9 protein-coding genes and 1 pseudogene are annotated in these 11,361 nt (G+C 70.3%); 6 read left to right on the plus strand and 4 right to left on the minus strand.

Annotated elements, in window-relative coordinates:
* Positions 1–12 precede the first annotated feature (12 nt).
* Positions 13–270 carry a hypothetical protein gene (locus tag AWC30_RS01715; RefSeq protein ID WP_085107976.1) on the minus strand — a complete coding sequence of 86 codons (258 nt, stop codon included), beginning with the start codon at positions 268–270 and terminating at the stop codon, positions 13–15.
* Between the two features lie 182 nt (positions 271–452).
* Here AWC30_RS01715 and yajC point away from each other — a divergent pair, with 182 nt between their 5' ends.
* The 6 genes from yajC to AWC30_RS01745 all read left to right on the plus strand — a co-directional run bounded on the left by yajC (position 453) and on the right by AWC30_RS01745 (position 8,597).
* Positions 453–785: a preprotein translocase subunit YajC gene (gene yajC / locus AWC30_RS01720; RefSeq protein WP_085107979.1), complete on the plus strand. Its 333-nt coding sequence runs from the start codon at positions 453–455 to the stop codon at positions 783–785.
* Positions 786–867: 82 nt separating this feature from the next.
* The gene (secD, locus tag AWC30_RS01725; RefSeq protein WP_085107982.1) at positions 868–2,670 is read left to right on the plus strand and encodes a protein translocase subunit SecD; all 1,803 of its coding nucleotides are present in this window, start codon (positions 868–870) and stop codon (positions 2,668–2,670) included.
* A 3-nt stretch (positions 2,671–2,673) separates the two neighbouring features.
* The gene (gene secF / locus AWC30_RS01730) at positions 2,674–3,951 is read left to right on the plus strand and encodes a protein translocase subunit SecF (RefSeq protein WP_085107985.1); all 1,278 of its coding nucleotides are present in this window, start codon (positions 2,674–2,676) and stop codon (positions 3,949–3,951) included.
* Positions 3,952–3,956: 5 nt separating this feature from the next.
* Entirely contained in the window at positions 3,957–5,612 is a 1,656-nt protein-coding gene (locus tag AWC30_RS01735) for an ABC transporter substrate-binding protein (RefSeq protein ID WP_085107988.1), read from the plus strand.
* Positions 5,609–6,133, plus strand: a complete 525-nt coding sequence (locus AWC30_RS01740) for an adenine phosphoribosyltransferase (RefSeq protein WP_234807901.1) — start codon at positions 5,609–5,611, stop codon at positions 6,131–6,133. The genes AWC30_RS01735 and AWC30_RS01740 overlap by 4 nt, the downstream gene beginning before the upstream one ends.
* 139 nt (positions 6,134–6,272) lie before the next feature.
* Positions 6,273–8,597 carry a RelA/SpoT family protein gene (locus tag AWC30_RS01745; RefSeq protein ID WP_085107990.1) on the plus strand — a complete coding sequence of 775 codons (2,325 nt, stop codon included), beginning with the start codon at positions 6,273–6,275 and terminating at the stop codon, positions 8,595–8,597.
* Between the two features lie 13 nt (positions 8,598–8,610).
* Here the strand turns inward: AWC30_RS01745 and AWC30_RS01750 are convergent, their stop codons facing one another.
* The 3 genes and pseudogenes from AWC30_RS01750 to AWC30_RS01760 all read right to left on the minus strand — a co-directional run bounded on the left by AWC30_RS01750 (position 8,611) and on the right by AWC30_RS01760 (position 11,347).
* Positions 8,611–9,684: a SecDF P1 head subdomain-containing protein gene (locus AWC30_RS01750; protein ID WP_085107992.1), complete on the minus strand. Its 1,074-nt coding sequence runs from the start codon at positions 9,682–9,684 to the stop codon at positions 8,611–8,613.
* Between the two features lie 3 nt (positions 9,685–9,687).
* Positions 9,688–10,473 (minus strand): annotated as a pseudogene (locus AWC30_RS01755) (peptidylprolyl isomerase); the annotation flags it as partial.
* A 4-nt stretch (positions 10,474–10,477) separates the two neighbouring features.
* A complete protein-coding gene (locus tag AWC30_RS01760) occupies positions 10,478–11,347 on the minus strand; it encodes a peptidylprolyl isomerase (RefSeq protein ID WP_085107997.1) in 870 nt (289 codons plus the stop codon).
* Positions 11,348–11,361 lie beyond the last annotated feature (14 nt).

Genomic DNA, 11,361 nt, shown 5'->3' on the forward strand with positions numbered 1-11,361 from the left:
GCGGGGGTGTGGTCAGTTGGGCGGCAGCACCGGCGGCGCGCACTCGTTGGTCGCCGGGTTCCACCACCAGCCGTTGTCGCAGAACAGCGGCTGCGGACCCTGGTTCAGCGGGCGACACACATTGGCGGTGGGGTCCCACCACTGTCCGGCCGGGCAGTTCAACGGTTCCGCCGAGCCGACCGCCGGCGTGGCGATGGTCACCGCGGCGACCGCACCCAGCGGGGCGAGCATCGCCATCGCGACCGGCGCGAGTTGATGCAGCAGTTTCATCGGTGCCTCCAAGGTCATCCGGTTCTAGTCCTGAGATTGATTCCTCCTGCGGCCTCACTTTAAACACCGGTCACGGCGATCGCGGCGGGATCGTTCTAACGGTGGTCCCCGCTCGGCCCGGCCGGGGCTAATGGCACACTGGTGAGCTGTAGAAACGAGCAACCGGAAAGATTGTCGTCACCATGGAACAACTGGTCGTCTTCCTGCCGCTGTTCGTCGTCCTCGGCGCCTTCATGTTCTTCGCGTCGCGGCGACAGAAACGAGCCATGCAGGCCACCATCGACCTGCACGAAGCCCTGCGCATCGGGGACCGGGTGCACACCACGTCCGGGTTGCAGGGCACCATCACCGCGATCACCGAGGACACCGTCGATCTGGAGATCGCGCCCGGGGTCGTCACCACTTGGATGAAGCTGGCGATTCGGGATCGTGAGGAGCCCGAGGGCGCCGGCCGGGACACCTCCGAAGCCGAGGAACTCACCGCCAACGAGACGGAACCGCTGACCGCGGACTGAGGCCGGCCCGTGATCCGGCCCAGCGCCACGTACTCTTTGCGGGTGCTGTCGAACTGATCGTCAAGCGAGGAGACACAAGAACGTGGCATCGCCTTCGGCGCCGGTGCAACCTGCCCGCTACCTTTCCGTGTTTCTGGCGCTGTTGATCGGCACCTTCCTGCTGGTCTTTCTCACCGGGGACAAGAAGCCCGAACCCAAGCTCGGCATCGACCTGCAGGGCGGGACCCGGGTGACGCTCACCGCGCGCACCCCGGACGGGTCTCGGCCCACCCGCGACGCGCTGGCCAAGGCCCAGGAGATCATCGGTGCGCGCGTCAACGGCCTGGGTGTGTCAGGGTCCGAGGTGGTCATCGACGGCGACAACCTGGTGATCACGGTGCCGGGCAACGACGGCGACGAGGCCCGCAACCTCGGTCAGACCGCCCGGCTCTACATCCGCCCGGTGCTCGAGGCGATCCCGGCCCGCAGCGCCGACGAACAGCAGCAGCAACCGCAGCTGCCGGCCGAGGGGCTGCCCGACGCCGGGCTGCCCGGCGAACTGCCCGCCGAGGCGCCACCGGCCGACGGCGCCGAGCCCACCGAACCCACCCCGGCGCAGACCGCCCCACCGGCGCCACAGCCGCGACCGTTCCCGCAGGAACCGGCACCCAGCCCGGAACCCGGCCCCGAGCCCAGTCCGAGCACCGCCCCGACACCGGGTGGTGACCAGCCCGACGACGCCGAGGGCCCCGCCGCCCCCGGCGACAAGCGCCAGGCGCTGGCCGACCGCATCGAGATGGAGAAGCAGCTCCGGCAGAGCGACAACCAGTTCATCCAGATCCGGGCGCTGCTGGCCCAGTCCATGCGCTGCGGCGAGGGCGAAGAGGATGTCCTGGCCGGCAACGACGACCCGACGCTACCGCTGGTGACCTGCTCCACCGACGGCAAGACCGCCTACCTGCTCGCCCCGTCGATCATCAGCGGGGACCAGATCAAAGACGCCACCTCCGGGATGGACCAGCAGGGCGGCGGCAACATCGTCGAGCTGACCTACAAGAGTGAGGCCGCCGACACCTGGGCGGACTTCACCGCCCGCAACGTCGGCACCGCCACCGCCTTCACGCTGGACTCCCAGGTGGTCAGCGCCCCGCAGATCCAGGAGGCCATCCCCGGCGGGCGCACCCGCATCAGCGGGAACTTCACCCAGTCGCAGGCCCGGGAACTGGCCAACGTCCTCAAGTACGGCTCGCTGCCGCTGTCGTTCGAGGCCTCCGAGGCCCAGACCGTCTCCGCGTCGCTGGGCCTGCGGTCGATGGAGGCCGGCCTCATCGCCGGCGCGATCGGGCTGCTGCTGGTGCTGATCTACGCGCTGGTCTACTACCGGGTCCTGGGCATCCTGACCGCACTGTCGCTGGTACTGGCCGGGGTGATGGCCTACGGAATCCTGGTGTTGCTGGGCCGCTACATCAACTACACCCTCGACCTGGCCGGCATCGCCGGTCTGATCATCGGGATCGGGACCACCGCCGACTCGTTCGTCGTGTATTTCGAGCGCATCAAGGACGAGATCCGCGAGGGCCGCTCCTACCGGTCGGCGGTGCCGCGCGGCTGGGTGCGCGCCCGCAAGACGATCGTCTCCGGCAACGCGGTGACCTTCCTGGCCGCCGCGGTGCTCTACGTCCTGGCCGTCGGGCAGGTGAAGGGCTTCGCCTTCACCCTGGGGCTGATCACGGTCCTGGACCTGGTGGTGGTGTTCCTGGTGACCTGGCCGCTGGTCTATCTGACGTCGAAGTCGACCACGCTGGCCAAACCGGCCTACAACGGGCTCGGCGCGGTCCAGCAGGTGGCGCGGGAACGCCGGGCACTGGGACGCTCCGCGGCCGGCACCTCGACGGGAAGGGGGTAGCGCGTGGCTGCCAAATCGAGCACCGACGACGAGGCCGGCACGGCCACCGAGCTCACCGCGTCCACCGCGACCACCGGCGACGCCGAGCTGCCCCACCACAGCTTCCTGAACCGCCTCTACACCGGCACCGGCGCCTTCGAGGTCGTCGGCCGCCGACGGCTGTGGTACGTGGTCAGCGGCGCGATTTTCGCGCTGTCGATCGCCGCCATCCTGATCCGCGGGTTCAGCTTCGGCATCGACTTCGAGGGCGGCACCACGGTGTCCTTCCCGCGCGGGGACGCCGAAGTCGCGCAGGTGACCGAGGTGTTCACCGACACGGTCGGGTTCGGCCCGGAAGCGGTGGTGGAGGTCGGCTCCGGCGGCTCCAAGACCATCCAGATCCGGTCGCAGACCCTGGACACCGACCAGACCGCCGCGCTGAAGTCGGCGCTGTTCGACGCCTTCCACCCGAAGGGTGAGGACGGCCAGCCCAGCGCCTCGGCGATCAGCGACTCCGCGGTCTCGGAGACCTGGGGCGGCCAGATCACCAAGAAGGCGATGCTGGCGATCGTCGTGTTCCTGGTGCTGGTCTCGATCTACATCGCCGCCCGCTACGAGCGGTACATGGCGATCTCCGCGCTCGCGTCCATGGTGTTCGACCTGGTGGTCACCGCCGGGGTGTACGCCGCGATCGGGTTCGAGGTCACCCCGGCCACCGTCATCGGCTGGTTGACCATCCTGGGCTTCTCCATCTACGACACCGTCATCGTGTTCGACAAGGTGGAGGAGAACACCCACGGCTTCCAGCACACCACCCGGCGGACCTACGCCGAACAGGCCAACCTGGCGGTCAACCAGACGTTCATGCGCTCGATCAACACCAGCGTGATCGCGGTACTGCCGGTGATCGCGCTGATGGTCGTGGCCGTCTGGCTGCTGGGCGTGGGGATGCTCAAGGATCTGGCGCTGGTGCAGCTGGTCGGGATCATCGTCGGCACCTACTCCTCGATCTACTTCGCCACACCGCTGCTGGTCAGCATGCGCGAACGCACCGAGCTGGTGCGCAACCACACTCGCAAGGTGCTCAAGCGCCGTGAGCGGGTCGCCGGTGCGCCCGCCGCCGGCGCCGAGCCGGACACCGCCGCCGACGACGCCGAGGAGACGGTGAGCGCTACGGCCCCCGCGGCCCCCGCGGCCGCCGCAGCCGACACCGAGCCGGCGGCCGGCAAGCCCGCCCCCGGAGCCCGGCCGGTGCGACCGACCCGCCCCAGGCAGGGGCGTCCCAGCGGTAAACGGCGGTAGCCGGCATGGGCGTGCACCGTCGGCGTGTCCTGATCGCGGCGGCGATCTGCCTGCTGGCCGGCCCGCTGGGCCTCACCGGCTGCTGGGGCGGGCGGGCCGACCGCCTTGAGTACGTCGTGGACGGCGCCCTGGTCAGCTACAACACCAACACGGTGGTGGGGGCGGCGTCGGCGGGCGCGCAGGCCTTCGCGCGCACGTTCACCGGGTTCGGCTACCACGGCCCCAACGGCCAGGTCGTCGCCGACAACGACTTCGGGACCGTCGCGGTGGTCGGTCGCGCCCCGCTGGTGCTCGACTACGAGATCGCCGGGGAGGCCGTCTACTCCGACGACACCCCGGTCACCTGCGACGACATGGTGCTGACCTGGGCGGCGCAGTCGGGCCGCTTCCCGGCGTTCGACGCGGCAAACCGGGCCGGCTACGCCGACATCGTCGGCGTGGACTGCCAGCCCGGTGAGAAGAAGGCGCGGGTCAGCTTCGGCGCGGACCGCAACTTCGTCGACTACAACGAGCTGTTCACCGCCACCGCGCTGATGCCCGCCCACGTCATCGCCGACGACCTCGGTGTGGACCGCGGCGAGATGACGATGGCGCTCAACGGGCCGGACAGCCCCCTGGTGGAGCAGGTCGCGCAGTCCTGGAACACGATCTGGGACCTGCACCCCGACCTCGACCTCACCAAGTTCCCGTCCTCGGGCCCCTACCGCATCGACGGGGTCGACGACGACGGGGCGGTGCTGCTGGTCGCCAACGACCGGTGGTGGAAGGCCCCACCCGCCACCGGCAAGGTGCGGGTGAGCCCCCAGGGCGCCGACATCCAGGACCTGGTCGACGACGGTGACGTCGACGTCGTCGACGTGGCCACCGGGTCCTCGGGACTGCTGGTGGCCCCGGACGGCTACCAGAAGCTGGAGACCCCCGCCGACGGCATCGAACAGCTCATCTTCGCCGCGGGCGGCCCGCTGGCCGACGTCCACGCCCGCCGGGCGCTCGCGCTGTGCACCCCGCGCGACGTGATCGCGGCCAACGCCGGCGTGCCGGTCGCCAACGCCCGGCTTTACACCGCCTTCGACGACGCCTTCAGCGGCGTGGAGGCCGCCTCGGAGGCCGGCGAGTTCACCCCCGCCAACCCCGACGCCGCGCGCGCCGAACTCGGCGACACCCCACTGACCGTGCGGATCGGCTACCGCGGCCCCGACGCCCGGCTGGCCGCGGCGGTCGGCGAGATCACCCGCGCCTGCGCCCCGGCGGGCATCGACGTCGTCGCCGTCGCCGAACCGGAGGTCGGCCCGCAGACCCTGCGCGACGGCGGGATCGACGTCCTGCTGGCCAGCCTCGGCGGCGCCACCGGCAGCGGATCGACCGGGTCGGCGGCCATGGACTCCTACAGCCTGCACGCCGGCAACGGCAACAACCTCTCCGGCTACGCCAACGGCAAGGTCGACTTCATCATCGGTGCGCTGGCGGTGACGACCAGCCCCACCGAGCGGGTTCGGCTGCTGGCCGACGCGGCGCCGGTGCTGTGGGCCGACATGCCCACCCTGCCGCTGTACCGTCAGCAGCGCACCGTGCTCACCCCGCAGAAGATGTACGGCGTGCTGGCCAACCCGACCCGCTGGGGCGCGGGGTGGAACATGGACCGCTGGGCGTTGTCGCGGTGACCCCACTGGGCGAATTGATCATCGCCAAGACCCGCCAGGTACCCGACTTTCCCACCCCCGGAGTCACCTTCAAGGACCTCACGCCGCTGTTCGCCGACGCTGCCGGGCTCGCCGCGGTCACCGACGGGCTGGCCGAAGCGGCCCACGGCGCCGACCTGGTCGCCGGGCTGGACGCGCGCGGGTTCCTGCTCGCGGCGGCGGTGGCGACCCGGCTGGATCTGGGCGTGCTGGCGGTCCGCAAGGGCGGGAAACTCCCACCGCCGGTGCACCGGGAGAGCTATCGGCTGGAATACGGCACCGCTGCGCTGGAGATCCCGGCCGAGGGCATCACGCTGCTGGGCCGGCGGGTGGTGATCGTCGACGACGTGCTGGCGACCGGCGGCACGGTGGCCGCCGCCCGGCGGTTGCTGGAACGCTGCGGTGCCACCGTGCAGGCCGCGGCCGTGGTGCTCGAACTGGCCGCGCTCGACGGGCGACGGGCGATCTCGCCGGTGCCGGTGCACAGCCTGTGCCTGGCCTGACCGGCCGCGCGACGGCCGGGGAAACCGCGCCGGTCGGCCCGGGGCGGGATGGGAGTGATTATCCTCGGGGGCGGAGGTGCACACCGTGACGGAGCAGGACCGGGGTAGCGCGCCCGCGGGCAGCGAGCCGACCCAGCCCATGTCGCTGGCCGACGTGCTGCCCCCCGAACCGGCTGCCGAGCGCACCGACGTGCTCAAGGCGTCGGCGGCCGCGTCGCGGCGGGTGCGTGCCCGGCTGGCCCGCCGGATGACCTCCCAGCGCGGCGCCATCAGCCCGGTGCTCGAACCGCTGATCGCGGTGCACCGCGAGGTCTACCCGAAGGCCGACGTGGCGGTGCTGGGCCGGGCCTACGAGGTCGCCGCGCAACGCCACGCCCACCAGATGCGCAAGTCCGGCGACCCCTACATCACCCACCCGCTGGCGGTCGCCAACATCCTCGCCGAGCTGGGCATGGACACCACCACGCTGGTCGCCGCCCTGCTGCACGACACCGTGGAGGACACCGGCTACCAACTCGCCGAACTCTCCGCCGACTTCGGCGAGGAGGTCGCCCACCTGGTCGACGGGGTCACCAAGCTCGACCGGATGGTGCTGGGCAGCGCCGCCGAGGGCGAGACGATCCGCAAGATGATCATCGCGATGGCCCGTGATCCGCGGGTGCTGGTGATCAAGGTCGCCGACCGGCTGCACAACATGCGCACGATCCGGTTCCTGGCGCCGGAGAAACAGGCCAGCAAGGCTCGTGAAACCCTGGAAGTGATTGCGCCGCTGGCGCATAGGCTGGGAATGGCGACGGTCAAGTGGGAGCTGGAAGACCTGTCGTTCGCGATCCTGCACCCCAAGAAGTACGAGGAGATCGTGCGGCTGGTGGCCGACCGTGCGCCGTCGCGCGACACCTACCTCGCGAAGGTGCGCACCGAGATCACCACGACGCTGGCCGCCGCCAAGATCGATGCGGCGGTGGAGGGGCGCCCGAAGCACTACTGGTCGATCTATCAGAAGATGATCGTCAAGGGTCGCGACTTCGACGACATCCACGACCTGGTCGGTGTCCGGATCCTGTGCGAACAGATCCGGGACTGCTACGCCGCGGTCGGCGTGGTGCACTCGCTGTGGCAGCCGATGGCCGGGCGGTTCAAGGACTACATCGCCCAGCCCCGGTTCGGCGTCTACCAGTCGTTGCACACCACCGTCGTCGGCCCGGAGGGCAAACCGCTGGAGGTGCAGATCCGCACCCGCGACATGCACCGCACCGCCGAGTACGGGATCGCCGCGCACTGGCGCTACAAGGAGGCCAAGGGCCGCAACGCCGTACCGCATCCGCACGCCGCCGCCGAGATCGACGACATGGCCTGGATGCGCCAACTGCTCGACTGGCAGCGGGAGGCCGCCGACCCCGGCGAATTCCTCGAGTCGCTGCGATTCGACCTGGCGGTCAAGGAGATCTTCGTCTTCACCCCCAAAGGCGACGTCATCACGCTGCCCGCCGGGTCCACCCCGGTCGACTTCGCCTACGCGGTGCACACCGAGGTGGGACACCGCTGCATCGGCGCACGGGTCAACGGCCGGCTGGTGGCGCTGGAACGCAAGCTCGAAAACGGGGAAGTGGTGGAGGTTTTCACCTCCAAGGCGCAGAACGCCGGGCCGTCGCGCGACTGGCAGGGCTTCGTGGTCTCCCCGCGCGCCAAAGCCAAGATCCGGCAGTGGTTCGCCAAGGAGCGCCGCGAGGAGGCACTGGAGGCGGGCAAGGACGCCATCGCCCGCGAAGCGCGTCGCACCGGGGTGGCGCTGCAGCGGCTGGTCAGCGGCGAGTCGATGGCGGCGCTGGCCCGCGAACTGCATTACGCGGACGTCTCGGCGCTCTACACGGCGGTCGGGGAGGGCCACACCTCGGCGCGACACGTCGTCCAGAAACTGGTGTCGGCACTGGAATCCGATGACGCCGAAGACGAACTGGCCGAACGGTCCACCCCGGCCACCATGCTGCCGCGCCGGGAACGCAGCGGCGACGACGTCGGAGTGGAGGTGCCCGGGGCGCCGGGCGTGCTGACGAAGCTGGCCAAATGCTGCACGCCGGTGCCCGGTGACACGATCATGGGCTTCGTCACCCGCGGCGGCGGGGTCAGCGTGCACCGCACCGACTGCACCAACGCCTCGTCGCTGCTGGAGCAGGCGGAACGGATCATCGACGTGAAGTGGAACCCGTCGGCGTCGTCGGTGTTCCTGGTCGCCATCCAGGTGGAGGCGCTCGACCGGCACCGGCTGCTCTCCGACATCACCCACGCCCTGGCCGACGAGAAGGTCAACATCCTCTCCGCCTCGGTGACCACCTCCGGGGACCGGGTTGCGGTGAGCCGCTTCACCTTCGAGATGGGTGACCCCAAGCATCTGGGGCACCTGCTCAACGTGGTGCGCAACGTCGAAGGCGTCTACGACGTCTACCGGGTGACCTCGGCGGCCTGAGCGGGGTTGCGGGTCAGGACCGTTCGCGGGCCATCAGGAAGACCAACCCGCCGATCAGCCCGACCATCACCACGAACCCGCCTGCGATCAGCCCGAACTCGGGGGAGGAGAAGTTCGACGACGACGGCGTGGCCGCCACCGGTTCGGAGTCGGTGACCTCGAAGGCCACCGGAAGCGGGCCCTGGCTGATCTCGGCGGCGAGATCGCGGGTGTCTTCGGCGCTGAAGTTGCCGGTGATCTGGGCTCGTCCGCCGGGGATGGCTTCCTGGATGACCGGTGCGCTCAGGACCGTGGAGTCCTGGCTGAAGGCGGCGGCCACCCCGATGTTCTCGGCGGTGAACTTCGCCCAGATCTTCTTGCCGTCGCCGGTCAGGATGACCTCGACCAGGTTGGTGCCGGAGTCCTTGTCCACCTCGGCGGCGGCGCGTTCGATCTGGTCGTTGTCGAGGATCGCCGGTCCCAACAGGTAGGCGGTGGTGCCATCGGTGGAGCAGGTCACCAGCGGCAGGCCGGGGTCGTCGTAGCCGGCCAACGGGTCCGCCCGGCCGCAGCGGTCGGTCTGGGCTTGCAGCGCCTGCAGTTGGATGAGTCGGTCGTCGCTCTGCCGCGTCTTCTGCTCGGCCCTGACCCGCTCGGCGAGCGGGCCCTCGGCGGGTGTCGGCGTGGGGGTGATGCGGCCGTCGGCCGGTGCGGCGGGAAGAGACTCGAGCACCGGGCGTACGAAAAGCTGTCGGCGCGCGCCGAGATCGGTGGGCAGGCCGGGATCGTCGCCGGGAACGCTGACCACGACCGTGTCACCGTCGACGGCCGTCTCCGCGTTTCGGATGCCCGCGGCTTTGAGCCGGGCGCCGAGGATCTTCTCGGCGCTGCTCATCTCGTCGGCCGGAAGCGGCGTGCCGTCGAAGGTCCGCGGGCTCAGGGTGACGCGGGTGCCGCCGAGGCGCTCGAGGTCGGAGCCCTTCTGCTGATCGCCGATCACCAGCGACGCGGTCACGGCCACCAGGTAGGCGAACACGACGACCAGCAGCACCACCAGGAGGTGACGCAGCAGCCGGCGGCGGTCGGTGGGTTGGTGGGAGGAGGTCATGGTCTAGTCCAGGTGCACCGAGGTGATCGTCACCGGGGTGGCGGGTGCGCCGTCTCTGCTGCCGTCGGCCACTCCGGCGTCGGCGATGCCGTCCAGGGTCTGCAACCCCTCGTCCCCGATGGTGCCGAACACGGTGTAGTTCGGCGGTAGTTGCGAGTCGCCGTAGACCAGGAAGAACTGGCTGCCGTTGGTGTCGGGGCCGGCGTTGGCCATCGCCAGGGTTCCGCGCGGGTAGAGCACCGGGCGCTGCAGGGTGGGGTCGCCCGGCGGGTACTGGTCGGTGGGGTATTCGTTGGCGAATTCGTAGCCCGGCCCGCCGGTGCCGTTACCGCTGGGATCGCCGCACTGCAGCACCTGCAGGGTGTCGGCGGTGGTCAGCCGGTGGCAGTCGGTGTCGTCGAAGAAGCCCTGTTGCGCGAGGCTGATGAAACTGTTGACCGTGCACGGTGATTCGGCCTGGTTCAGCTCCAGCCCGATCGGCCCCTGGTCGGTGGCGATCGTCGCGGCGACACTCGCCGGAGTGGTCGGCACCTCACCGGTGGGCGGTGCGTCCACGTTCTTCGCGGGCGACTGGCCGGTGGGCGCATACTGGCAGTTCGAGCCCGCCTGCGGCGGCGGGGTGAACTGCGGCAGCCGGCCGTCGTACGGACGCGGGTCGGCCGGTCGGGTCAGCGGCGATGTGGCGGTCGAGGTCGCCGACGCCGTCGAAGATGCGGTCGGCGGCTGCTCGGCACCCGAACAGCCGGCCACCAGCGCCACCAGACCCGCGGCCGCCGCGGCGGCCCGCACCGCCCTAGTCAAGGAGCACCGACTCAATCGTCACCGGAGTCTTCGGGGCGCCATCAGTGGTGCCGTCGGCCACTCCGGCATCGGCGATCTTGTCCAGGGTCTCCAGCCCGTCGTCCTGGATGGTGCCGAACACGGTGTAGTTCGGCGGCAGTTGCGAGCCGCCGTAGACCAGGAAGAACTGGCTGCCGTTGGTGTCGGGGCCGGAGTTGGCCATCGCCAACGTGCCGCGCGGGTAGACCACCGGGCGTTGCAGCGCCGGGTCGCCCGCCTCGTACTCGTCGGTGGGGTATTCGTTGGCGAACTCATAGCCCGGGCCGCCCTTGCCGTCGCCGCCCGGGTCGCCGCACTGCAGCACCCGCAGGGTGGGTGCGGTGGTCAACCGGTGACACGGGGTGTCCTTGAAGAAGTTCTGCTGCGCCAGGCTGATGAAACTGTTGACGGTGCACGGCGACTTGCCGTTGTCCAGCATCAACCCGACCGGCCCCTGGTCGGTCATCATCGACATGCTGACCGTGGCCGGCTCGGTGGGCACCTTGCCGTCCTGCGTCTTCGGCGGCTCGACGTCCTTGACGGCCTTCTTGTCCGACGCCGGGTAGCTGCACGAGACGCTGCCGGACTTCGCGGTGAACTCCGGCAGGCCCGGCACTCCGTCCAGGCCGGGGTCGGTGGTCTCGCCCGAGGGCGCGGCCGTGGAATCGGAGTCGCCGTTGAGCGAGACCACGGCGAAGACACCGGCGGCCACCAGGATGACCACGCCGCCGATCGACCCGGCGATGGTCAGCATCCGGCGGCGGCGGGCCCGATGGGCGCGTCGCTCCAGCTGCCGCTCGAGTTTGCGTTTGGCCGTCGCGCGTCGTTGTTCGTTGGTCGGCACCGCAGCTCATCCTC

This window comes from Mycolicibacillus trivialis, from assembly GCF_002102395.1.
GTDB lineage: Bacteria > Actinomycetota > Actinomycetes > Mycobacteriales > Mycobacteriaceae > Mycobacterium > Mycobacterium triviale.